The 23969-nt window shown below is 71.3% G+C and carries 23 protein-coding genes; 18 read left to right on the top strand and 5 right to left on the bottom strand.

The features are described 5' to 3' along the window. Positions 1–9: 9 nt before the first annotated feature. Positions 10–1560, top strand: coding sequence for a signal recognition particle protein (gene ffh, locus DEJ01_RS14200; RefSeq protein WP_111093376.1), 1551 nt, complete (start codon positions 10–12; stop codon positions 1558–1560). A 58-nt stretch (positions 1561–1618) separates the two neighbouring features. Here the strand turns inward: ffh and DEJ01_RS14195 are convergent, their stop codons facing one another. The 3 genes from DEJ01_RS14195 to DEJ01_RS14185 all read right to left on the bottom strand — a co-directional run bounded on the left by DEJ01_RS14195 (position 1619) and on the right by DEJ01_RS14185 (position 5410). Further along, entirely contained in the window at positions 1619–2866 is a 1248-nt protein-coding gene (locus tag DEJ01_RS14195) for a 26S protease regulatory subunit (RefSeq protein WP_111093375.1), read from the bottom strand. An 86-nt stretch (positions 2867–2952) separates the two neighbouring features. Further along, positions 2953–4056: a tetratricopeptide repeat protein gene (locus DEJ01_RS14190; protein ID WP_146247630.1), complete on the bottom strand. Its 1104-nt coding sequence runs from the start codon at positions 4054–4056 to the stop codon at positions 2953–2955. Between the two features lie 214 nt (positions 4057–4270). Further along, on the bottom strand, positions 4271–5410 hold the full coding sequence (locus DEJ01_RS14185) for a glutamate--cysteine ligase (RefSeq protein ID WP_181438464.1): 1140 nt from the start codon (positions 5408–5410) through the stop codon (positions 4271–4273). 119 nt (positions 5411–5529) lie between these two features. Between DEJ01_RS14185 and aroA the strand changes: the two genes are divergently transcribed. From aroA to trmD, 8 genes are all read left to right on the top strand, one after another. Next, positions 5530–8784, top strand: a complete 3255-nt coding sequence (gene aroA / locus DEJ01_RS14180) for a 3-phosphoshikimate 1-carboxyvinyltransferase (RefSeq protein ID WP_111093373.1) — start codon at positions 5530–5532, stop codon at positions 8782–8784. Further along, positions 8781–9959: an acyl-CoA dehydrogenase family protein gene (locus DEJ01_RS14175; protein WP_111093372.1), complete on the top strand. Its 1179-nt coding sequence runs from the start codon at positions 8781–8783 to the stop codon at positions 9957–9959. Before aroA ends, DEJ01_RS14175 begins: the two co-directional genes overlap by 4 nt. Positions 9960–10042: 83 nt before the next feature. After that, complete coding sequence (locus tag DEJ01_RS14170) at positions 10043–10906, top strand: SDR family oxidoreductase (protein WP_111023972.1); 864 nt, start codon at positions 10043–10045, stop codon at positions 10904–10906. 4 nt (positions 10907–10910) lie between these two features. Further along, entirely contained in the window at positions 10911–13046 is a 2136-nt protein-coding gene (locus tag DEJ01_RS14165) for an FAD-dependent oxidoreductase (RefSeq protein WP_111093371.1), read from the top strand. 164 nt (positions 13047–13210) lie between these two features. After that, entirely contained in the window at positions 13211–13624 is a 414-nt protein-coding gene (rpsP, locus tag DEJ01_RS14160; protein ID WP_027465884.1) for a 30S ribosomal protein S16, read from the top strand. 3 nt (positions 13625–13627) lie between these two features. After that, positions 13628–13864: an RNA-binding protein gene (locus DEJ01_RS14155; protein WP_017888258.1), complete on the top strand. Its 237-nt coding sequence runs from the start codon at positions 13628–13630 to the stop codon at positions 13862–13864. 19 nt (positions 13865–13883) lie between these two features. After that, positions 13884–14429: a ribosome maturation factor RimM gene (rimM, locus tag DEJ01_RS14150; protein ID WP_171907871.1), complete on the top strand. Its 546-nt coding sequence runs from the start codon at positions 13884–13886 to the stop codon at positions 14427–14429. Between the two features lie 5 nt (positions 14430–14434). After that, positions 14435–15127: a tRNA (guanosine(37)-N1)-methyltransferase TrmD gene (gene trmD, locus DEJ01_RS14145; RefSeq protein WP_111093370.1), complete on the top strand. Its 693-nt coding sequence runs from the start codon at positions 14435–14437 to the stop codon at positions 15125–15127. Between the two features lie 170 nt (positions 15128–15297). On the opposite strand, the gene map is transcribed toward trmD, so the two are convergent. Then, positions 15298–16080 carry a type I methionyl aminopeptidase gene (gene map, locus DEJ01_RS14140; protein ID WP_110863976.1) on the bottom strand — a complete coding sequence of 261 codons (783 nt, stop codon included), beginning with the start codon at positions 16078–16080 and terminating at the stop codon, positions 15298–15300. A 168-nt stretch (positions 16081–16248) separates the two neighbouring features. On the opposite strand from map, the gene rplS reads away from it, so the two are divergent. The 9 genes from rplS (at position 16249) to DEJ01_RS14095 (ending at position 23267) form a co-directional block, all read left to right on the top strand. Then, the gene (gene rplS, locus DEJ01_RS14135; protein WP_017888254.1) at positions 16249–16605 is read left to right on the top strand and encodes a 50S ribosomal protein L19; all 357 of its coding nucleotides are present in this window, start codon (positions 16249–16251) and stop codon (positions 16603–16605) included. A gap of 123 nt (positions 16606–16728) precedes the next feature. Continuing rightward, positions 16729–17472: a signal peptidase I gene (lepB, locus tag DEJ01_RS14130; RefSeq protein WP_027465880.1), complete on the top strand. Its 744-nt coding sequence runs from the start codon at positions 16729–16731 to the stop codon at positions 17470–17472. After that, positions 17469–18176 carry a ribonuclease HII gene (locus DEJ01_RS14125; RefSeq protein WP_111093369.1) on the top strand — a complete coding sequence of 236 codons (708 nt, stop codon included), beginning with the start codon at positions 17469–17471 and terminating at the stop codon, positions 18174–18176. Before lepB ends, DEJ01_RS14125 begins: the two co-directional genes overlap by 4 nt. Positions 18177–18221: 45 nt before the next feature. Further along, the gene (locus tag DEJ01_RS14120) at positions 18222–18545 is read left to right on the top strand and encodes a DUF2469 family protein (protein ID WP_017888251.1); all 324 of its coding nucleotides are present in this window, start codon (positions 18222–18224) and stop codon (positions 18543–18545) included. 117 nt (positions 18546–18662) lie between these two features. Beyond that, on the top strand, positions 18663–19013 hold the full coding sequence (locus DEJ01_RS14115) for an Lsr2 family protein (RefSeq protein WP_017888250.1): 351 nt from the start codon (positions 18663–18665) through the stop codon (positions 19011–19013). A gap of 163 nt (positions 19014–19176) precedes the next feature. Further along, positions 19177–19554, top strand: a complete 378-nt coding sequence (locus DEJ01_RS14110; protein ID WP_258373788.1) for a YraN family protein — start codon at positions 19177–19179, stop codon at positions 19552–19554. Continuing rightward, positions 19551–21074 carry a YifB family Mg chelatase-like AAA ATPase gene (locus DEJ01_RS14105; protein ID WP_111093368.1) on the top strand — a complete coding sequence of 508 codons (1524 nt, stop codon included), beginning with the start codon at positions 19551–19553 and terminating at the stop codon, positions 21072–21074. The genes DEJ01_RS14110 and DEJ01_RS14105 overlap by 4 nt, the downstream gene beginning before the upstream one ends. Then, entirely contained in the window at positions 21074–22309 is a 1236-nt protein-coding gene (gene dprA, locus DEJ01_RS14100; protein ID WP_111093367.1) for a DNA-processing protein DprA, read from the top strand. Before DEJ01_RS14105 ends, dprA begins: the two co-directional genes overlap by 1 nt. Positions 22310–22334: 25 nt before the next feature. After that, positions 22335–23267: a tyrosine recombinase XerC gene (locus DEJ01_RS14095; RefSeq protein ID WP_084741415.1), complete on the top strand. Its 933-nt coding sequence runs from the start codon at positions 22335–22337 to the stop codon at positions 23265–23267. 66 nt (positions 23268–23333) lie between these two features. On the opposite strand, the gene DEJ01_RS14090 is transcribed toward DEJ01_RS14095, so the two are convergent. Further along, on the bottom strand, positions 23334–23909 hold the full coding sequence (locus DEJ01_RS14090; protein WP_111093366.1) for a murein hydrolase activator EnvC: 576 nt from the start codon (positions 23907–23909) through the stop codon (positions 23334–23336). Positions 23910–23969: the final 60 nt, after the last annotated feature.

Genomic DNA, 23969 nt, shown 5'->3' with positions numbered 1-23969 from the left:
CGACGGATCATGGCGCAATTCGGTTCACTCTCCGATCGGCTGACCGAGACCTTCCGCAATCTGCGGAGCAAGGGTCGGCTGACTCCGTCCGACGTCGACGGCACCGTCCGCGAGATCCGGCGGGCGCTCCTCGACGCCGACGTCGCGCTCGAGGTCGTCAAGGCGTTCACCGCATCGGTGCGCGAGCGTGCCCTCTCCGACGAGGTCAACCGCGCGCTCAACCCGGCGCAGCAGGTCGTCCAGATCGTCAACGAGGAACTCGTCGGCATCCTGGGCGGGCAGCAGCGACGGCTCGAGTTCGCGAAGAAGCCGCCGACGGTCATCATGCTCGCGGGTCTGCAGGGTGCCGGTAAGACCACCCTCGCGGGCAAGCTCGGCAAGTGGCTCAAGAAGGACGGCCACACCCCGATGCTCGTCGCGGCGGACTTCCAGCGTCCGAACGCCGTGCAGCAGCTGCAGGTCGTCGGCGAGCAGGCCGGCGTGCACGTGTTCGCGCCCGAGCCCGGCAACGGTGTCGGCGACCCGGTCAAGGTCGCCAAGAACGCCATCAAGGCCGCGATCGACCAGCAGTACGACACCGTCATCGTGGACACCGCAGGTCGTCTCGGTGTCGATGCCGAGCTGATGAAGCAGGCCGCGAACATCCGCAAGGCCGTCGACCCGGACGAGGTCCTGTTCGTCATCGACGCGATGATCGGTCAGGACGCCGTCAACACGGCCCGTGCGTTCCAGGAAGGCGTCGACTTCACCGGTGTCGTGCTCTCCAAGCTCGACGGTGACGCCCGCGGTGGTGCGGCCCTGTCGGTGGCCAGCGTGACCGGCCGCCCGATCATGTTCGCGTCGACGGGTGAGTCGCTCGACGACTTCGAGCCGTTCCACCCGGACCGCATGGCGAGCCGCATCCTCGACCTCGGCGACATCCTGTCCCTCATCGAGCAGGCGCAGGGCGCCTTCGACGAGGAAGAGGCGCGCAAGGTCGCGGACAAGATCGCGACCGACAACTTCACGCTGAACGACTTCCTGCAGCAGATGCAGCAGCTCCGCAAGGCCGGCTCCATCAAGGGCATGCTCGGCATGCTCCCGGGAGCGAAGGGCATGCGCGAGGCGCTCGACAACTTCGACGAGCGCGAGATCGTCCGCACCGAGGCGATCATCCAGTCGATGACGCCCCAGGAGCGTGAGCTCCCGAAGCTCCTGAACGGTTCGCGCCGTCTGCGCATCGCGCGCGGTGCCGGCTCGACGGTCACCGAGGTCAACGCGCTGGTCAACCGCTTCGAGCAGGCCGCCAAGATGATGAAGACCGTCGCCCGCGGTGGCGTGCCGCAGATGCCGGGCATGGGTCCGATCCCGGGCATGCACGGCGGCAAGAAGCAGCAGCAGGGCGGCAAGAAGAAGTCGAAGGTGGGCAACCCCGCCAAGCGCGCGGCCTTGGCTGCCGGCGCGGCGGCTGCGCCGCAGCAGGCCCCGCAGGGGTCCGGCCTCGGCCTCGGAGGTGCCAAGGGCGGCAAGGCACCGACCGAGGAAGAGCTCGCGTCGCTGCAGAAGTTCTTGGGCCGCTAGTCGCGACCCCAGGACGGGAGGCCCGGTGCCAGCTGGCACCGGGCCTCCCGTCCGTCACTCAGCGCTTGGACTTCTTGAGGTACGCCCGCAGGTCGGCGTACGTCCCGTCGTCCTCGCCGAACAGGACGACGCTCCGAGCCGTCTCGAGCCAGGCGCTCGTGGAGGGCCGGACCTCACCCAGGGCGGCGAGCAGATCCGGCATCCCGATGAGCCGTGCAGTGCCCGTCGTGATGCTGTCCATGAGCGCGTGCTCGGCGGCGACCTCGCACACGTAGGCGATGTCCGCACCGGAGAAGCCCTCGGTCCGCTTGGCGAGCGCTGCGGGGTCGATGCCCTCGACCGGTCGGTCGCGGAGGTGCCCGCGGAAGATCGCTTCGCGTGCCGGGGCGTCCGGCGGCAGGACGAGCACCGTCCGGTCCAGCCGACCCGGACGACGGAGCGCGGGGTCGACGTCCCACGGCTGGTTCGTCGCAGCCAGCACGAACACGCCCTCGTTCCCGCCGTCGACGCCGTCGAGTTCGGTGAGCAGCTGGTTCACCATCCCGCGCACGTGCGAGCTGCGGGTCTGGCTCCGTCGCTGGCCGAGCGCGTCGACCTCGTCGAAGAACACCACGCATGGAGCCGCGGCGCGTGCGGCCTCGAAGACCGCCCTGATGTTCTGCTCGCTCGCGCCGAGGTAGGGGTCGAGGACGTCGGTGATGGAGACGCTCATGAAGCGTGCGCCGAGCTCGCCGGCGACAGCCCGGGCGATGAACGTCTTCCCGCACCCCGGAGGGCCGTACAGCAGCAGACCGCCGCGGAGGCTCTTGCCGTACAACGCCCGGAGCTCGGGGTTCGCGAGCGGGGCGAGGAACGCGACGGTGAGCCGCTGCTTGACGGCCTCCATCCCGCCCACGTCCCCGAACCGGACCTCCGACGGCTCGACCGAGAACGCCGACGGCAGGTCCGGATCGGGAGCCGAGTCCTCGACGAAGGACGGTTCGACGATGTGCTCGACCTGCTGTTCCGCGGCGTGCCAGTCGAAGTCGGACGGTGCACCAGCGGCGGGAGCGTCGGTCGGCGCGTCCGCGGGGCGTGCCGTGGCGGCACCCGGGCGCAGCACCGCCAGCATGAGCGCGCCCGCCGCGGCGTCGGTCGGCGCGATGGCGAGTGCGGCTGCCGCTTCGGCGGTCGCCTCAGCCGGACGTCCGGCTTCGAGGAGCAGACGACCGAGGTGGACACGCAGTGCGACGTCGTGGGGTGCGCTGTCGACCGCGCGTCGGAGCGCGCCGATCACCGGGTCGTCGTGGACCGGGTCGTCGTTCATCGGGAGTCCTCTCGGAGCGGTCGGTTCGGTGGTGTCGCGCGACGCGGCGTCAGGCCAGGCGCAGTTCGGTCGCGAGGGCGAGCTCGTCACCCGTCGTCATCGTCGTCCTCGTGCACCGCTGGGCGGGTCCTCGGGAAGGCGCGCAGGATGCGCTTCATCAGGACGGACGCGATGACGACCCCGACGAACACGAGACCCTGCGCGACGAGCGCGGCGACCGGTGGGAGGAACAGCCCGGTCGCCGAGATCGCGGTTGCTCCACCGAGGACCAGCGTCACGAGTCCCCAACCCGGTACCGCTCGTCGAGCGACCGAGACGAGGAAGGCGAGGCGAGGCCGTGCCTCGGAGGTGAACCGGAGGGCGATGAAGGCGATCACGGCGAGGGCGGTCACCGGCGGGAAGGTGGTCGCCCAGCGCTCCATCCCCGGATCCCCGCTGTCGATCGTCGCCAGGAAGCCGAGGGCGGTGATCACTGCCGCGCCGCCGAGGGCCACCCTGATGCGGGCGAGTGGGTTGACGACGCCGATCATGAGGTTCCGCAGTGCTGTGGCGTCCGTCGGGTTCGTCGACAGGATGCCCGCGAAGGCCAGCGCGGACTCGCTCTCGTGGCCGTGCCGCAGCCGTGCCACCGCCAGGTTGTGCCGTGCCCCTCGGTCCTCCGGAGCGAGCGCGAGCCCCCGGCGGTACGCCTCCTGCGCTTCCCGTTGCCGTCCGACGGCGAGCAGGAGGTCGCCGTGCTGGCGGTGCACGAACGGTTCGGTGGGAGCCAGGCGCACGGCTTCGAAGCTCGCCCGCATCGCCTCCAAGCGGTTCTGCTCGCCGAGCCAGAGGGCATCGACTCGCGCAGCGTGCGCCTGCCACGATCCCGGGTCCGCGGCGACCGAACGACGGGCGGCCTCGACGGCTCCGATCCGGTCCCCAGAGCGGAGCAGGGCGGTCGACAGCACGCGGAGGGAGGTACTGTCACCCGGCGCGAGAGCGACCGCTCGTCGAGCAGCTTCGCACGCCGCGTCCGGCTGGTCGAGCGCGAGCAGCGCCAGGGCGCGTACGCGCTGTCCGGCGATCGATTCGCCTTCGTCGTGTTCGGCCGCCCTGACCTCGGCGAGTGCCTGTTCCGGTCGACCGGCGTCGACGAGCGCGCCGGCACGGATCACCGTCGCCGGTCCGCGCTGTGCTGCCTCCCCCGCCACAGGGGAACTGTAGCGTTCGCCGTGGACTGCCGATGCCCCCAGGACGGGAGGCCCGGTGCCAGCTGGCACCGGGCCTCCCGTCCGTTCGTGGTCGCGCCGCGACGTTCCTTCCCATCGCACGCGCGATGGAAAGTGGAATCGGGCGTCCCTGGTCGGGAGGAACGACCAGGTACGCCCGATTCGACCAGGTACGCCCGATTCGGGTCGGTTGCGGCTAGAGCGCTTCGCGGAACTCCGTCACGAGGTGGCGGACGACCTCGCGCAGGTCGCCGCCGTTCTCCTGCGCGACCTGCAGCTGCCGCTGGTACGAGGCGCCGCGCTCGATCATCGTGTCGAGGTGGTGCAGTTCGTCCTGGCAGCCGAGCCGTTCGGCGATCGGGTCGAGCCGCTGCACCAGGTCGTGCACCTCGTCGGTCACGAGCCGCTCGTCGCCGGCGACGTTCGTGATGATCTCGGCCTCCATGCCGTAGCGGGCCGCGCGCCACTTGTTCTCGCGGATGAACCACGGCTGCATGGTGGGCAGGGTCTCGCCGGCGTCGAGCCGGACCGAGCAGGCGGTGACCAGGCACTGCACGAGCGCGGTGACGGCGCCGACCTCGTGCAGGGTCGAGATGCCGTCGGAGACCCGGTTCTCGAGGGTGCCCCAGCCCGGCGACGGACGGATGTCCCAGCGCAGGTCCTTCACGCCGTCGATGACGCCGGTGTGCGTGAGGTCGCCGACGACCTCTTCGAAGTTCGCCCAGGCGCCGAGCTGCGGCGGGAGCCCGCCGGTCGGGAGCTGCTGGAACATGAGGGCGCGGTTCGAGGCGTACCCGGTGTCGGTGCCGCCCCAGAACGGGCTCGACGCGGTGAACGCCTGCAGGTGCGGGACGTAGGCGAGCATCGCGTTCATGATCGGGACGGCCTTGTCGCGGTCGTCGATGCCGACGTGCACGTGCACGCCCCAGATGAGCATCTGGCGTCCCCACCAGCGGGTGCGGTCGATGAGGGTCGTGTAGTGCTCGCTGTCCGGGGTGATCTCCTGCTGGTCCCACACCGCGAACGGGTGCGTGCCCGAACACATCACCTGGGCGTCGAGCGGTTCGGCGGCGTCGATGACCTCGCCGATGATGCCGGACAGCTCGCTGGTCGCAGCCCCCACGCGGTCGTGGACGCTCGAGACGACCTCGACCGTGTTGGTCAGCAGCTCCTCGGTGACGCGGTCGTGGTCGCCGAGCCGCTCGTGCACGGCGGCGATGACGGCGGGGGCGCGGGGAGCGAGGTCGCCGGTCGACCGGTCGACCAGGGGGAGTTCCCACTCGACGCCGATGGTCGACGGGCGGGACTCGGTGAAGCGGATGTCCATGCCGTCCATCCTGCCCGGGTCCTTGTCGGACACGCACAACGAAGCGTTGTCCCGATCGTGCGGATCGTCCTGCAACTAGTTCCACTGTGGGCGTACCGTTGAAATGTTCCTACAGGGAAGAGGTACGCATGCAGTTGGTGGTGCGCGGGACGAACGCCCCGCTCGTCGGAGAACTCGACATCCCGGTCTCGAAGTACCACGCGCACCGCGCGCTGGTGCTCGCGTCGCTCGCGAAGGGGACGAGTGTCGTCTCCGGGGTGAGCGCGACGCGACAGGTGGAGTGGACCGTGGGCACGCTCCGCGCGCTCGGCGTCGACGTCAAGCGTCGTGGGGACGCCTACCACGTGACCGGACTGGGCGGCCGGTACCAGGCGACCGACGTCGTCGACCACGGTTCGCGCGGTGCCGACGGACTGCTCAACATGGGGTCCTCGGGCACCACGCTCTACTTCATGACCGGGCTCGCCTCGCTGGCCGACCGCCCGATGACCCTGTCGGGCATGAAGTACTTCCAGCGCCGCCCGCTCAAGGCGCTCCTCACCTCGCTGACGCAGATGGGGGTGGAGCTCGAGGCGACGAACGACTGCCCGCCCGTCACCGTGCAGCCGAAGCGTCCGCGCGGCGGTGACGTGACGATCGCCGGCACCCTGTCGCAGTGGGTGTCCGGGCTGCTGCTCGTGGCACCGTTCGCCGAGCACGAGACCCGGATCCACATCACCGGCGGGCGGCTCAACGAGCAGCCCTACGTCGAGCTCACCGTGCGGATGATGCGGCAGTTCGGCCTGACGGTCGAGGTCTCCGACGACTGGCTCGAGTACCGGATCCCGGCGGGCCAGCAGGCCACCCCGCACGACTACGTCATCCCGCCCGACATCGGCTCCGCAGCGTTCGGCATCGCGGCGGCCGGGACCCGCGAGTCGAACGTGCTGCTGCGGGGCATGACGGCCACGACGACGGCCGAGACCGACCACCCGGAGAGCGAGTTCCTCGACCTCGCGACCGCGATGGGCGTGCCGATGCGGATCGACGAGGAGACCGGCTTCGTCCGGATCGAGCACGACGGGTCGCCGCTCCGGCCGCTCGACGTCGACTGCCGTCCGATCCCGGACCTGCTGCCCGTGCTGTCGACGATGGCCACCTTCGCCGAGGGCACGAGCCGACTGTGGAACGTGGCGCACATCCGGCTGAAGGAGTCCGACCGCGTGGCGGCGATGCTCCAGCTCAACCGCATGGGCGGCCGTGCCGAGCAGGGTGCGGACGAGCTGCGGGTCACCGGCGTCGGCGCGGCCGGGTTGCACGGAGCGCCGATGTCCTCGTTCAACGACCACCGCGTGCTGATGTCGCTCGCGGTCGCGGCCTCGGGTGCCGACGGGGTGTCCGGCCTGACCTACCCCCGTGCCTACCGGATCTCCTACCCGACGTTCCTCGAGGCGATGAACTCCGTCGGGCTCGACATGTCCGTCGGTGACCGGCTCGCAGCCCAGGTCGCGCGGGACGACCGGATCGACGCCGCCGAGGCCGACGGGGTCCGCACGCACCTGGGCGCGCCCCCGGTCAGCGCGGCAGCCGAGGACCTCGAGACGTCGGCGGCACCCGAGCCCGCCGACCAGCCGGTCGCGCAGCCCGCCGCCGCGCAGCCCGCCGCCCCGCAGCCCGCCGTCGCCGTGCCCGAGCTCGCCGGCGTCGACGCCGACCCCCTCGTCCTGAGCGAGCGGGTCCGTGCCCTGGCCCAGACCGACCCCGACGGCCTCGCAGTGATCGAGGTCGGCGGTGCGACGCCCGCGAACACCACGTGGAAGGAGCTGCAGGACGAGGCCGACCGGGTCTCCGCCTTGCTGCTCGAACTCGGCGTGCGCACGGGTGAATCCGTCGCGATGCAGCTGCCGAACTGGCGCGAGTTCGTGTCGATCACCCTCGGTGCGATCCAGATCGGCGCCGTCGCGACCCCGATCATGCCGGTGTTCGGCCCCCGGGAGACCACGATGACGCTGGCGCGTTCGAAGGCCCGCGTGGTCTTCCTGCCGAACGTGTTCCGGAAGCGCCGCCCAGCGCTCGAACTCCTCGACGTCATCGATGAGGCCGCCGCGCAGGACCGCCGCCTGTCGCTCGAGCACGTCATCGTGCTCCGCGCCGAGGCCCGCGGGCAGGGGGACACCCCGACGAACCAGCCGCCGCTGCCCGCCGACGCCCTGGAACGGGTCGTGGCGAGCGACTGGCACTGGCGCTACTTCGAGAACGCCCTCGCCGCCGTGCACGTCGACGTCGACGAGATCGCGTCGCACGCTCCCGGGCCGGACGACGTCTGCCAGCTGCTCTTCACCTCCGGCACCACGGGGGAGCCGAAGGGCGTGCAGCACCCGCACCGCACGCTCGGGCTCGCGACCGCCATGCACGTGGCGCAGTCCGGGCTGACCAGCGCCGACCGCATCTACATCCCGTCGCCGCTCGCGCACCAGACCGGGTTCCTGTACGGCATGCTGCTGGCGTTCCGGCTCGGTGCCCCGCAGGTCATCCAGCCGGTGTGGGACGGCCGCGTCGCACTCGAGCAGGCGTTCGGCGTCGCCCGGGCGTCCTTCGTGCAGTGCGCGACGCCGTTCCTGACCGACCTCGTCGACCTGGTCGAGGCCGGTGCTCCGCAGCCCGAGTCGCTCCGGATCTTCGTGCCGACGGGCGCCGCGGTGCCCCGCGCACTGGCCCAGCGAGCGAGCACGGTGCTCGGCAGTGCCATCCTCGGCGCCTTCGGGACGAGCGAGACGTGTCTCGGGGCCCTGTCCAGCCCGAGCGACGACCCCGCCGACGCCTACGGCCACGACGGCCGGGCGCTGCCGGGCATCGCGATCCGCATCGTCGACGACGCGGGGATCGAGCTGCCCGCCGGGACCGAGGGCAACTTCGAGCTGCACTCGTCGACGATGTTCGCGGGCTACCTCGACCGCCCGGACCTGACCGACGACGTGTTCACCGCGGACGGCTGGTACCGGACCGGCGACCTGGCGAAGGTCGACGAGAAGGGCTTCCTGTCGATCACCGGGCGCGTGAAGGACGTGATCAACCGCGGCGGCGAGAAGATCCCCGTCGTCGAGATCGAGAACCTGCTGTACCAGCACCCGCTGGTCACGGACGTCGCGATCGTGGCGATGCCGGACGAGCGGCTCGGCGAGCGTGCCTGCGCCTGGGTCGTGAACGCCCGCGCGGACGAGCCGCTCGACTTCGCCGGGATGCAGCAGTACCTCGACACGGCCGGCGTGAGCAAGTACTACTGGCCGGAGCGACTCGAGTACACCACCGAGCTGCCGCGCAACGCGGTCGGCAAGGTCCAGAAGAACATCCTGCGCGAGCAGGCGGCCGCGCTCGTCGCGACGAAGGAGAACGAGACACGATGACGATCGTCGAGCAGACGAGCACGGGCTTCGACGAAGCCGCCTTCCAGCAGCTCAAGGCCGAGGTCACCGAGTGGGTGCGCGGCCCCGGCGAGGAGTGGGCGGACGAGATCGAGCGCACGGGCCGGGTCGCCCCCGAGCTGTTCCAGGAGCTCAAGGAGAACGGGTGGCTCAGCCTCGCCGCCCCGACGGAGCTCGGCGGACGGGCGATCCCGTTCTCGCGCTACCTCGAGATCATGGAGGTCGTCTCCCGCTCGCACGCCTCCATCCGCATGCTCGTGCACGTCATCAACGGCACCTGGCGCGCGATGGCCCCCTACGCGACGCCGGAGCAGATCGAGCAGGTCGTCAAGCCGTCCGTCGCCGGTGACACGCTCGTCGCGTTCACCCTGACCGAGGCCACCGCGGGCACCGGAGCGGACATCCGCACGACCGTCCGGCGCGAGGGCGACACCTACGTGATGAACGGCGAGAAGCACCTCATCACCTTCGGCGTCAAGGCCGACTACTGGCTCATCGCCGCCCGCCTCGAGGGGACGAGCGGCCAGGACGGCACGGTCGCGTTCCTCATGCCGAACAACGGGCTGCCGGGTGCCGAGGTGATCGACGACTCCGACACCATGGGCATCCGTGGCACCGACCACGCGATCCTGCGCTTCACCAACGTGCCCGTGCCGGCGAGTGCACTGCTCGGCGCCGAGGGCCAGGGTCTCGAGGTCGCGCTCGGCGGCTTCCTGCTGCCGAGCCGGGTGTCCGTCGCGATGAGCGCCGTCGGGCTCGCGGAGCGGGCGAACGAGCTCGCCGTCGAGTACGCGAACAAGCGTGAGACGTTCGGCAAGCAGCTCTCCAGCCGCCAGGCGATCCAGTTCTACCTGGCCGAGAACTACGCCGACATCGCCGCAGCACGCGCCCTGGTGCTCGAGGCCGCTCGCGCCTACGAGGACGACCGCCCCGACGCCGGCACCCTGTCCAGTGCCTCGAAGATGGTCGCCGTCGACATGCTCGCGCGCGTCACCGACAAGGCCCTGCAGGTGCACGGCGGGCAGGGCTACTGGAAGCGCAACGCCATCGAGCGCGTCTACCGCGACGCACGCGCGCAGCGCTTCGAAGAGGGCACCAACGAGATCCAGAAGCTGATCGTCGGCCGCGCCGTCGTGACCGGCAAGGCCGGGTTCTAGACCGCAACCAACCACCGGACTGGAGGCCCGTGGCGGGCCCGCCCCGCGCCTCCCGTCCGTCCCCACGCACGCAAAGGACCGCAGTGACCGACAGCACCAACGCACCCATCGCGCTCAGCTCGCCCATCGCACTGATCACCGGCGCTTCGCGCGGCATCGGCCGCCTGCTCGCGCAGAAGCTCGGCCAGCGCGGCGTCACCGTCGTGGTGACGTACAAGGGCAACGCCGACCTGGCCGAGGAGTCCCTGGCCGACGTCAAGGCGGCCGGCGGCGACGGCATCACGGCGCAGGTCGACATCGAGCAGCCGGAGTCGATCGACGCCCTGTTCGACCTGGTGCGCGACACCTACGGACGCCTCGACATGTTCGTCGCGAACGCCGCCGCCAGCGCGTTCAAGCCCGTCGCCGACCTCAAGCTGCACCACCTCGACCGCAGCTACGCCACGAACGCCCGCTCGTTCGTGCTCGGCGCCCAGCGCGCCGCGGAACTCATGGACCGGGGTGGCCGCATCGTCGTCGTGACCTCGTACGGATCACTCCGGGCATTCCCGACCTACGCCGCACTGGGTGCCGCGAAGGCGATGAGCGAGGCGTACATGAAGTACATGGCGGTGGAGTTCGGTCCGCGTCAGATCACGGTCAACGCGGTGAACGGCGGCCTCATCGACACCGACTCGCTCGAGTACTTCTACACGAAGGTCCCCGGCCAGGCGCCGATGGACACCGTGCTCGAGAAGCTCCCGCTGCAGCGCCCTGGGACGGCCGATGACATGGCCGACGCCGTCGACTTCCTGCTGTCGGACAAGGCCGGGTACATCACCGGGCAGGTGCTCTCGGTCGACGGCGGGCTGACGGTCATCGCCCCGCCGTACTGGTCGGACACGACGTCGCCCCTCCGCGACGCGGTGCTGCCGGCCGACGCTCCGGCCGCGGACACCGCAGAATAGGCGCATGAGCAGCGTCGCTTCCGCCCCCGTCGTGCCGGAGTCCCTCCGGACGGTCGCGTCACCCTGGACCCTCGGCCCCCTGCACCTGGCGAACCGGGTGGTGATGGGGTCGATGCACACCGGGCTCGAGGTGCACGACGACGGCGGAGCCGGCATGGCCGCCTTCTACCGCGAACGGGCGGCCGGCGGGGCGGCGTGCATCATCACCGGCGGCATCGCGGTGAACGACGAGGCCCGTGGCGGTCCGGACTTCGCGGTGTTCGGCGTCGGGGGAGCCGACGAGCGGTTCCGGGTGGCGGTCGACGCCGTGCACGACGAGGGCGGGACGATCCTCGCGCAGCTGTTCCACGCCGGGCGGTACGCGCTCGCGTCGGGCATGGTCGACCGGCACGGAGACCCGCAGCGGGTGGTGGCGCCCTCGGCCCTGCCGTGGGCGGCCGCCCGCGGTGTGGTGCCGACCGAGCTGACGTCGGCCGAGGTCGAGCGGACGATCGAGGACTTCGCCGCCGCGGCCCGCACCGCCCGCGCGATCGGGTTCGACGGCGTCGAGATCATGGCGTCCGAGGGGTACCTGATCAACCAGTTCCAGTCACCGCTGACGAACCTGCGCGACGACGAGTGGGGCGGCGATGCGGAACGGCGTCGGCGCTTCGCGATCGAGGTCGTCCGGGCCGTGCGCGCCGCGGTGCCCGAGCTCGCCGTGACGATCCGGCTGTCCGGCGCCGACCTGATGCCCGGCTCGTCGACCGAGGACGAGGTCGACGCGCTCGTGCACGACCTGCTGCCGCTCGGACTCGACGGCATCTCGGTCGGCATCGGCTGGCACGAGTCCCGCACCCCGACCGTGCAGGCCTCGGTGCCGCACGGGGCCTGGCTGGCGTACGCGACACGGATCGCCGCGGTGGTGCGCGCGTCCCCGTACCCGGACGTCCGCGTGATCGCCTCGAACCGGATGACGGACCTGCGCGACGGTGAGACCGTCCTCGCCGACGGGACCATCGACGCCGTCGCCCTCGCCCGGCCGTTCCTCGCCGACCCCGCCATCGTGTCGCGCTCGCTCGCGGGCGGGTTCGCCCTGGTGAACACCTGCATCGGCTGCAACCAGGCGTGCCTCGACCGCTCGATCATCGGCGCACCGGTGTCGTGCCTGGTGAACCCCCGTGCCGCCCGCGAGGTGGCCTTCCCCGCCCGCCCGACCACCGACCCGAAGCGCGTCGACGTCGTCGGTGGCGGACCGGCCGGGCTCGCCGCCGCGGTGGACGCCGCCCGACGGGGCCACGACGTCACCGTCTGGGAGGCCTCCGACCGCCTCGGCGGCCAGTTCGGCCTCGCCGCACTCGTCCCGGGGAAGGAGGACTACGCCGCCACGGTGCGGTCCGCCCGCGCCGAGCTCGCGGAGCGGGGCGCCACGCTCCACCTCGGACGCCCGGCGACGGCTCGGGACCTCGTCGACAGCGACGCCGTCGTGCTCGCGGCCGGGGTCGTCCCGCGGAGCATCGACGTCCCCGGCAGCGACCTGCCGCACGTGCTGTCCTACGAGCAGGCCCTGCGGAACGGCGTACCCGAGGGCACCGTCGCGATCATCGGCGGCGGCGGCATCGGCGTGGACACCGCGGCGTTCCTGACCGAGTCGCCCGACGAGGTCGTCCGGGCCGCCGAGTTCGCGGCCCGCTGGGACCTCGACGTGTCCGAGGAGCTCGTCGGCGACGTGCCGCAGCGCCTCCCCGCGGCACGGCGCACCACCCGACCGGGGTCGCAGGTGACGGTGCTCCGGCGTTCGGGCAAGTTCGGCCAGGGGATCGGCATCACCTCGCGCTGGGTCGCGATCGGCCGGCTGCGGGACGCCGGGGTGCGGATGGTCGGCGGCGTGCAGGAGTACCTGCGCATCGAACCCGGGGTGCTCTGGATCCGCGACGAGCACGGGGACGAGGTCGGCGTCCCGGCGGACACCGTCGTGGTCTGCGCCGGGCAGGAGCGCGCGACCGACGCCGAGGGCGACGCGCCTGACGGACTCGTGACGGGCCTCCAGGCCGCCGGCGTGCCGTACGCCGTCGTCGGCGGCGCGCGTGACGCGCGGAGCGTGGACGCAGTCCGGGCGACGTCCGAGGCCCTCGAAGCGGTGCGGCGGCTCGCGCCGTAGCGAGTCGGCTCGCATCACGGCCGGGAATCTGCAAGAATGAACGGTCGAATCGCCGCAGCTCGACCCTCTATCCAGCTGTGAGCGATCTCTCTCGAGCTTTCGCCGTGTGTGCCCCCACGCCCGCGGTTCCAGTTCAACCACAACGAAAGCAAACAGGAGCAATTGTGGCTGTCAAGATCCGTCTGAAGCGTCTCGGTAAGATCCGTGCGCCCTACTACCGCATCGTCGTCGCCGACTCGCGCACCAAGCGCGATGGTCGTGTCCTCGAGGAGATCGGTCAGTACCACCCGACCGAGGAGCCCTCGGTCATCAAGATCGAGTCCGAGCGAGCGCTCTACTGGCTCGGCGTCGGCGCGCAGCCGACCGAGCAGGTCGCGGCCCTCCTCAAGCTGACCGGCGACTGGGCCAAGTTCAAGGGCGAGAAGGACACCGAGTCCAAGGTCAAGGTCGCCGAGCCGAAGCCGGCCTTCCAGGTCGACTCCTCGAAGAAGGCCGTGCTCAAGCCGAAGTCGGAGAAGACGGCTCCCGCCGCCAAGGCCGACGACGCCGAGACCGCCGACGAGACGACCGAGGCGTAGTCCTTGCTCGAATCCGCGCTGACGCACCTCGTCAAGGGGATCGTCGATCACCCTGACGACGTGCGCGTCGCCAGCTCCACCTCCCCACGCGGCGAGGTCCTCGAGGTGCGCGTTCACCCCGAGGACCTCGGCCGCGTGATCGGTCGCGCCGGGCGCACCGCCAAGGCGCTCCGCACGCTCGTCACGGCCCTGGCCGACGGCAAGCGCGTGCGGGTCGACGTGGTGGACACCGATTCCTAGGGAGACGACCCAGCTCCGGGTGGGTCGAATCACGAAGGCGCACGGGCTCAAGGGCGGCATCAAGCTCGAGCTCTACACCGACGACCCGGATCGTCGGTTCACCCCGGGCGCCACCTTCACGCTCCAGGTCCCTGACGACTCACCGTGGTCGGGCAAGACCCTCGAGCTGGACGAACTCCGCTGGTACAACGGTCACCCCGTCGCGTTCTTCGCCGGGATCGACGACCGCACCGCGGCCGAGTCCCTGGCCCGCATCATCCTCTGGGTCGAGCAGGACGCCGACGCAGAGACCGGTGAGGACGACGCCTGGTACGACCACCAGCTCGTCGGGCTCAAGGTCCTGCGTGACGGCGTCGAGGTCGGCACCGTCGCCCGTGTGGACCACATGCCCGCACAGGACCTGCTCGCGATCGACACGCCGTCCCGCGGCGAGGTCCTCGTGCCGTTCGTCTCGGCCATCGTGCCGGCGGTCGACATCGCGGCCGGCACCGTCACGGTCACGCCGCCGCAGGGCCTGTTCGAGGACCCCGAGGACACCTCGCGCCCCGAGACGGTCACGGACTAGTCCCCGTGCGGATCGACATCGTCACGATCTTCCCGGAGTTCTTCTCCGTGCTCGACGTGTCCCTGCTGGGCAAGGCCCGCTCCGGCGGTCTGCTCGACCTGCACGTGCACGACCTGCGGTCGTGGACCACCGACCGACACCGCACCGTCGACGACACCCCGTACGGCGGTGGCGCCGGCATGGTGATGAAGCCGGAGCCGTGGGCGCAGGCGCTCGAGGCACTCTTCCGGCCCGACGGCTCGTCGACCCTGGTGGTCCCGACGCCGGCCGGCACGCCCTTCACGCAGTCGATCGCGCGGTCCCTCGCGTCGACGTCGGAGCACCTCGTGTTCGCCTGCGGGCGGTACGAGGGCATCGACGCCCGCGTCTTCGAGTGGGCGTCGTCGCGCGCCACCGTCGTCGAGCTCTCGCTCGGCGACTACGTGCTGAACGGCGGCGAGGTCGCCGCGATGGCGATGATCGAGGCCGTCGGACGACTCGTCCCCGGCGTCGTCGGCAACCCCGAGTCGCTGGTCGAGGAATCCCACGAGGACGGCCTGCTCGAGTACCCCTCGTACACCAAGCCCGCGTCGTGGCGCGGCCTCGACGTCCCCGACGTCCTACTCAGCGGGCACCACGCCCGCGTCGGTGCCTGGCGGCACGAGCAGCAGCTGGAGCGGACGCTGCGCGTCCGTCCGGACCTGCTGCCCGACGCGTAGCGTCACCCGTCTCGCGAAAGCGACAGATCTCCGCGGAACATCCGCGGAGATCTGTCGCTTTCGCTGTTGTGACGGTCCTCGGGCCGCGAGATCTGTCGCTTCCGTGGGGTGGGGACGACGCGTGACGGACTGGAGGCGCGGTGCCAGCTGGTGCCGCGCCTCCAGTCTCGCTACTGGTCGCGCTGGGCGCGACGCAGGGTCAGGACCTCGGGGCCGGCCTCGGTGACCGCGACCGTGTGCTCGACGTGCGCGGCACGCGAGCCGTCGACGCTGCGCAGCGTCCAGCCGTCGTCGTCCTGGTAGAGCTCGTCGGTGGTCTGCATGAGCCACGGCTCGATCGCGACGACCAGACCCGGCCGGAGCTTCAGGCCGCGACCCGGGCGGCCGTCGTTCGGCACGTGCGGGTCCCCGTGCATCGTGCGACCGACGCCGTGCCCGCCGAACTGCAGGTTCACGTCGTGACCGGCCTGGTGCGCCACGTGACCGATGGCGTGCGAGACGTCGCCGAGTTTGTTGCCGGGAGCCGCCTGGGCGATGCCGGCGGCCAGTGCCCGTTCGACCGTGGCGATCAGTGCCTGGTCCTCGTCGCGCGGTGTGCCGACCTGGACGCTGACGGCGGAGTCCGCGACCCAGCCGTCCACGCTCGCGGCGAAGTCCAGGCTCACCAGGTCGCCGTCCTGCAGGGTGCGGTCGTGCGGCAGGCCGTGCAGGGCGGCGTCGTTCACCGACGTGCAGAGGTTCTTGCCGAACGGCGACATGCCGAACGACGGGTGGTAGTCGACGTAGCAGCTCTCCGCGCCGCGTTCGGCGATCATCCTGGCCGCGACGCGGTCGAGGTCGAGCAGGTTGACGCCGACGTCGACGGTCTCGAGCAGCTCGTCGAGGACGTCGGCCACGAACCGACCGGCGACGCGCAGTCCGTCCAGCTCGGCGGGGGTGCGGAGTTCGATCATGGGTCCATCCTCGTCGTTTTGTCTCCCGCGCTCTCTGTGGCAGTATTGAACGCTGTGCCCTGGCTGGACTCTGCCACGGGGGAGTCGCCGACACCGGGCACGCACCACCACTTTCCGAACCTTCGATCCGCGGCGACCCGTGCGCGTCCGCAGAGAGTGAAACCCACCATGAGCCAGCTCCTCGACAACGTCGACGCAGCATCGCTGCGTACCGACGTCCCGGACTTCCGTCCCGGCGACACCATCAAGGTGCACGTCAACATCATCGAAGGCACGCGCTCGCGTATCCAGGTCTTCCAGGGAGTCGTCATCGGCCGTCAGGGCCACGGCATCGGCGAGACCTTCAAGGTCCGCAAGGTGAGCTTCCAGGTCGGCGTCGAGCGCTGGTTCCCGGTGCACTCGCCGATCATCGACCACATCGAGATCGTCACCAAGGGTGACGTCCGTCGTGCGAAGCTCTACTACCTGCGCGAGCTCCGCGGCAAGGCGGCCCGCCGCAAGATCAAGGAGAAGCGCGACGCCTGATCGCCTTCACAGTGAACGTCCGCGAGCCGGACGCCGCTGCGAGCCCCTCGTCCATGTACGGTTGTGCATCGACGGGGGGCTCTTCCCATTTGCGGGGAGTCAGTGGTTCGAACGAGAGCGGAAATGACGGACACGACAGAGGATTCCGGGCGCAGGCCACGTGCCGAGAAGCAACGGAACGGTGTTCTCACATTCCTCCGCGACCTCGTCATCATCTTCATCGCGGCACTGCTCGTGTCGTTCCTGGTGAAGACGTTCCTGATCCGGTCGTTCTACATCCCGTCGGCGTCGATGGAGAACACGCTCCAGATCAACGACCGCGTCATCGTCAACGAGCTCGTCCCCGGCGCCGTGGCGCTGAAGCGGGGAGACGTCGTCGTCTTCAAGGACCCGGGCGGTTGGCTCACCGGGTCCGAGGTGCCGAGCGTCACGCCGGACACCCAGCCCGCGAAGGCCATCGACTGGGCGCTGACCCAGGTCGGTCTCGGCACCGGTGACAGCGACGACCACCTGATCAAGCGCGTCATCGGTCTGCCCGGTGACAAGGTGTCCTGCTGCAACGACCTCGGGCAGATGTCGGTGAACGGTGTGCCGATCAAGGAGCCGTACCTGAAGCTCCCCGCCGGCGCCCCGGCCTCGGCGACCGACTTCTCGGTCACCGTGCCGAAGGGCACCATCTGGGTGATGGGCGACAACCGGAACGACTCGAAGGACTCCCGGTACAACGGCGACACCCCGTCGAAGGGCTTCGTCCCGATGTCCGACGTCACGGGCCGCGCGTTCGTCATCTCGTGGCCGGCGAGCCGCTGGACGTGGCTCGACGACCACCCCGAGGTGTTCGCCGGCGTGGAGGAGCGCGACGAGTGACCGCCGTCCGTCCGTCGCTCCGGGTCGAGAAACGTCTGCTCGCCGAGGGCCGCGTGACGGTCATCGGCATGGACGAGGTCGGCCGTGGCGCCATCGCCGGTCCGGTCGGCGTCGGTGTGGCCGCGGTGACGCTCGACATCGGTCGTGTGCCCCAGGGACTCGCGGACTCGAAGCTGCTCTCCGAAGCGCGCCGCACCGACCTCGTGCCCGTCGTGCAGCGCTGGGCGCGCACGGCGGTCGGCATGGCGTCGGCGGACTTCGTCGACCAGCAGGGCATCGTGCCCGCTCTCGGTGCAGCCGGTGCGCAGGCGCTCGGCTCCCTGGTAGCCGACGGGGTGTCCCTCGACGGCGCGGTGGTCGTGCTCGACGGCTCGTTCGACTGGTTGAGCCGCGCCCTGCCCACGTCGCTCCGTCCGGCCGCCGATCCGCTCGAGGTCGTCGTCCGGGTCAAGGCCGATCGCGACTGCGCCTCGGTGGCCGCGGCGTCGGTGGTGGCGAAGGTCGCTCGTGACGCGCTCATGATCTCCGCGCACGACGAGGCTCCGCGCTACGGATGGGTGTCGAACAAGGGCTACGGCTCGACGGCGCACTACGACGCGATCCGGGCGATCGGGGCGCACGCGCTGCACCGGAAGTCCTGGTTGCACCAGGCCTCGAGCGTCGCGCTGGACGGGTTCGACGAACTCGACGCCCTCGCCGGTTGAGCCCGTCGTCCGCACGGGCCTCTGTCGCCGTAGACTGTGGGCGCAATGGATGAGGACGAATTCGACGACTACGACCGCGAGGTCGAGCTGGCCCTGTACCGCGAGTACCGCGACGTGGTGTCGCAGTTCCGCTACGTGGTCGAGACGGAGCGCCGTTTCTACCTGGCGAACGAGGTCGAACTCGTGCGCCGTGACACGGAGCACGACTTCTACTTCGAACTGACGATGAACGACGTCTGGGTCTGGGACGTCTACCGTTCCGACCGGTTCGTGAAGGGTGTCCGGGTACTCACGTTCAAGGACGTGAATGTCGAGGAACTCACGACGCGCGAACTCGAACTGCCGAAGGAACTCGCACTGGACGAGTGATCGTCAATTTCCTTTCTCCTGCTTCTTTCTCGGTGAATCGCCGCTGATCCGGACCGCCGGGGAATTGTGCGCGCTATTCTGATGGGGAAATAACCGCCCCACGAACAGGAGCACCCCATGGCACAGAAGGTCACCGTCCAGCTCGTCGACGACCTCGACGATTCCCCCATCACCACCGGTGAAGGCCGGACGGTCGAATTCGCGTTCGACGGCTCGTCGTACGAGATCGACCTGTCGAACGACAACGTCGACAAGTTCCGCGAGGCGATCTCCGACTACATCGCCGCAGCGCGCAAGGTCTCCGGTCGTCGCACCGGCGGCGGTTCCGCGCCGAAGTCCGCCCCGAAGCGCGGCAACTCCGAAGAACTCGGCAAGATCCGCGAGTGGGCCAAGGAGAACGGGTACGAAGTCTCCTCCCGCGGGCGCATCTCGACGCAGGTGCAGGAAGCCTACGCAGCAGCGCACTGACGCTCGTCGCAGCAGGACCCGGGTGATCTCGATCGCCCGGGTCCTTCTTCTTTCCTCCACAGGGGCAATTCGCCCGCACCGATTCCACAGACTCTCCGGCTCCGCCGATCGGTGTGTGCGTTCCGGAGATCGTTGTCGTGGAGGCAACGACATGGAACAAGACGTGCAACGAGCACCGGGGCGGTCGCTCCGGAACGGCCGACTCGGACGATTCGGTGAAGAACGAGCGGTGGCCTGGCTCGAAGCCCGGGGATTCCGCGTGCTCGAGCGGAACTGGCGATGTGCCCGCGGTGAGATCGACATCGTCGCGTGGGATTCCTGCACGCTCGCCTTCATCGAGGTGAAGACCCGTTCCGGGGCCACCACCGGCCACCCGTTCGAGGCGATCACGGCGGCGAAGCTCACCCGGATGCGACGACTCGTGCCCGAGTGGTTCGACGCGCATCCCGAGGTCTCGGCGCGCGCGGTCCGGGTGGACGTCGTCGCGGTCCACGTCGATGGTCCCCGCACGGTCGTCGAGCACCTGGCTGGTGTGCTGTGACGGGCATCGGTCGCGCTGCCGCGGTCGCGCTGCTCGGGGTCACCGGTCGGCGGATCGAGGTCGAAGCGCACCTGACCAGTCAGCTGCCGGCGTTCAGCATCATCGGTCTGCCCGACACCTCGCTGGGTGAGGCACGGGAACGTGTGCGATCCGCGGCGGCGAACGCGGGGTGCCCGCTGCCCGCCCGCCGGATCACCGTGAACCTGACCCCGGCGGCGATCCCGAAACGCGGTTCGGGGTTCGACCTCGCCATCGCGATGGCCGTGCTCGCCGGTGCCGGTCTCGCGCGGGACGTCTCGGAGCGCATCGTCTACATCGGCGAGCTCGGCCTCGACGGGCGGGTGCGTCCGGTCCCCGGCGTGATCCCGATGTTGATCGCCGCGCGCGACGCCGGTGTGGACCGCGTCGTGTTGCCCGTCGGCAACCTGACCGAGGCCCGTGTGGTCGGCGGGGTCCGGATCCGGGGCGTGGACTCGTTGCGGGCGGCGGCGATCGACGCCGGGGCACTCCTGCCGACGGTCGAGGTCGACCCGGTGCTGCCGGTCCCGGTCACGGCCGTGCCGTGTCCCGTGGCCGACCTGTCGGACGTCGTGGGGAACCCGGTCGGCGTCCGAGCGCTCATCGCCGCGGCGGCCGGTGGACACCATGCCCTGCTGCTCGGGCCGCCGGGCGCCGGCAAGACCATGCTCGCCGAACGGCTGCCCGGGTTGCTGCCCGACCTCGACGACGAGACCGCGCTCGAGGTCGCCGCCGTCCGGTCCGTCGCCGGGCTGGGCCCCGCGTCGTGGAGCACGAAGCCACCGTGGGAAGCCCCGCACCACTCCGCGTCGGCGGTCTCGCTCATCGGCGGCGGATCCGGGGTCCTGCGCCCCGGAGCCGTGTCGCGCGCCACCGGGGGCATCCTGTTCCTCGACGAGGCGCCGGAGTTCCCGCGGGCCGTGCTCGACGCGCTCCGGCAACCGCTCGAGTCCGGGCGGATCACGATCCACCGTGCGGCGGGAGCGGCCGAGTTCCCCGCACGCTGCCAGGTCGTCCTGGCGGCGAACCCCTGTCCGTGTGGCAACGCCGGTGGTGCGCACGGGCAGCCGTGCGAGTGCTCGCCGAGCACCGTCCGCCGGTACCTCGGCCGCATGTCCGGGCCGCTGCTCGACCGGATGGACATCCGGGTGCTGGTGCCCCGGGTGACGACGGGTCGGATGCGGGACGCGGACGGCAGCACCCCGACGACGGCGGTCGCGCGTGCGGCGGTCGCGGCAGCACGAGCCCGCATGGCGGAGCGACTGCACGGCACAGGATGGACGCGCAATGCCGAGGTCACCGGGACGTGGCTCCGAGCCGAGGGACGCATCGAACCCGGGTCGACGGCGGACCTCGACCGCGCACTCGACCTCGGGACCCTGACGATGCGCGGGTGGGACCGTGTGATGCGACTGGCGCAGACGCTCGCCGACCTCGACGCGGTGGAGCGGCCCACGGGTGCGCACGTCCGCGGCGCCTTGGCCCTGCGGAGCGCGCTGTGATGCCGGCGGGCACGGAGCTCCTCGACACCGTGGCGAGCCTGCTGGGACGGAGCGGTGCCGCGGTGGACCCGGTGCAGGCCGCGGCACGGGTCGCGTGGTCGGCCATCGTCGAACCGGGGGACTCCGTCGCCGGTGAGCTCCTCAACGGCCTCGGACCGGAGCGTGCGCTCGGTGCGGTGCTGCTCGCCGCCGACGGAGACTTCGATTCGTTGCTGGGATGCTGTGTCGACGCCGAGGTGCCGGGTGCCGAGGACCCAGCGGTGCTGCTCGGCGTGCTGCAGACCGCGGTGGAACGCTGGCGGCCCCGATTGGCCGCTGTCGAGGTGGGCGACGTGCTCGCGGCGGCCGGTGCGGTCGGAGCCGGACTGCTGGTCCCCGAGAGCGACGGGTGGCCGCCCGCGATGGACGACCTCGGGCCGCACGCCCCGGTGGTCCTCTGGACGCGCAGCACGGGTGCACGCCTCGGCGAGGGGATGCCGGCGTTGGGGGTCGTGGGGTCCCGGGCGAACACGGTGGCCGGTGCCGAGGCCGCCGCGGAGATCACCTCGACGGCGGCGGACGCGGGATTCCTCATCGTGAGCGGGGGTGCCTACGGCATCGACGCGGTGGCGCACCGTGTCGCCGTCGCCGCCGGGACGCCTACGGTCGCCGTCCTGGCGGGTGGCATCGACCAGCTCTACCCGGTGGGCAACGCGCAGCTGCTCCACAACGTGGCGCGGCAGGGGGCGCTGCTCGCTGAGTCGGCACCGGGGACGCGACCGACGCGGTGGCGTTTCCTCGCGCGGAACCGGCTGATCGCCGCGCTGGCCGACGTCACGGTCGTGGTCGAAGCGGGCGCCCGGTCCGGGGCGCTCAACACCGCCCACCACGCAGCGCAGCTCGGCCGGCCGGTGTTCGCGGTCCCGGGAGCGTTCGCGTCCTCGGCATCGGTCGGGTGCCACCGGCTCATCGCACAGGGACGGGCGCAGATCGTCGTGCACCCCGGCGATCCGGTCGCGGCGGCGAGACCGGCGACCGGGACGAGCGGGGGAGCGGTGCCGGACGAACCGCTCCTGTCCGGTCGGCAGGATCCCGAGGTGCTCCGGGTGCTCGACGCGCTCGGCCGTCGCGCTCTGCCCGAAGCCGAGATCGCCCGTCGGGCGGGCATGTCGACGGCCGACGTCGCCGACGCGCTCGCCCTGGCGCAGCTGCAGGGACTCGTCGTCGCGAGCGGCGGCGGGTGGGGCCCGGCATGACGGTCGACAGCCGTACGCTGACGTCGTGGTTGCGCGGACGGACGGTCGACTGGTGGTGGCGGTGGACGCCTTCCTCGGGCACGCCCGGCACGCGCGGGGCCTCAGCGAGCAGACCCTGCGCGCGTACGCCAACGACCTCGAGCAGCTCGTGGCGTTCGCGGACACCCGAGGGGTCGACCGCGTCGCCGACGTCGAGCTCGAGCTCCTGCGCGACTGGCTGTGGGACGCCGACCACCGGGGGCTCGCTCGGTCGACGATCGCTCGGCGGTCTTCGTCCGTGCGGGCGTTCACGCGGTGGGCGAGCGAGACCGGGGTGACCACGACCGACGCCGGGGTCCGGCTCCGTGCACCGAAGGGCGGGGCGCACCTTCCCCGCGTCGTGTCAGCCGACCAGGTGCGCGTCCTGCTCGACGGGCTCGGTGCCCGGGCGGCGACGGACGACCCGACGGCGCTGCGGGACCTGGCCCTCGTCGAGCTCCTGTACGCGGCGGCGATCCGGGTCAGCGAACTCGTCGGGATCGACGTGACCGACGTCGATCGCGGACGCTTGACCGTGCGGGTGCTCGGCAAGGGCGGCAAGGAACGCGTGGTGCCGTTCGGGGTTCCGGCGCGGGACGCACTCGAGGCGTGGCTCGAGCGCGGACGGCCCGCCCTCGTCGCACGGTCGGAGGGACCGGCAGGCACGGCGCTGTTCCTCGGCGACCGTGGCGCCCGACTCGGCGTCCGCAGTGCCTACCGCGTGGTGGCGCGGTTGCTCGGTGACCTGCCGGGCGAGGGGCCGAGCGGGCCGCACACCTTCCGGCACACCGCGGCGACGCACCTGCTCGACGGGGGAGCGGACCTGCGCGCGGTGCAGGAGCTCCTCGGTCACGCCAGCCTCGGCACGACGCAGATCTACACGCACGTGTCGTCGGCGCGGCTGCGCGAGGTCTACCGGACGGCGCACCCGCGCGCCTGACGGCTGGCCGACGTGCGTCCCGGTCGGTGCCCGGTCAGTTTCCGATCGGTTTCCGGTCGGCTCGACTCACCCGGGCCAGGCCGACTCGGGCAGGAGGACCGGCCACTCGGCCGGTGGCAGGTACGCCATCGGGTCGACGTAACGACCGTCGACGCGAGCACCGAGGTGCAGGCACGGCGCCGACGCCGGACAGTGCCCGACCGAGACACGGCCGACCGGCGCGCCCTGCACGACCTCGTCCCCGGCGGCGACCAGGGGCGTCACCGAGTCGAGCGTGCTGACCAGTCCGTCGCCGTGGTCGATCGTCACGACGGTGCGGCCACCGACCGCGCCGGCGAACGCCACGGTGCCGTCGTCCACCGCCGAGGCGGTGCTGCCGAGGGCGGCCGGGACGTCGAGGCCCCGGTGGCCGGCGGCGTAGTCCGAGGACGGCGCTTCCCAGGCGCGCTCGACCACCCGCGATCCCGTGGGCCAGATCCAGCGAGCCTCGACCCGGCCCGAATCGGTGGCAGTGCCCACCGACGCCCCGGCGCCCACCGACACCCCGGCTCCCGTCGACGGCGCGGCACCGAACACCGCCGTCCCGCCCAGCACCGCCGCGCACACCACGGACAGCAGGACGGGACGCGCACTCGATCGCATGTCCCCAGCCTGGGCGGTGGAACCCGGCCCCGGGGCGGGCGGGGGCGATCCGTGGAGGGG

The sequence above is a fragment of the Curtobacterium sp. MCLR17_040 genome, assembly GCF_003234735.1.
Lineage (GTDB): Bacteria > Actinomycetota > Actinomycetes > Actinomycetales > Microbacteriaceae > Curtobacterium > Curtobacterium flaccumfaciens.
Note: the sequence above shows the minus strand (reverse complement) of the source record. Positions and strands in the feature narration are given on the sequence as shown.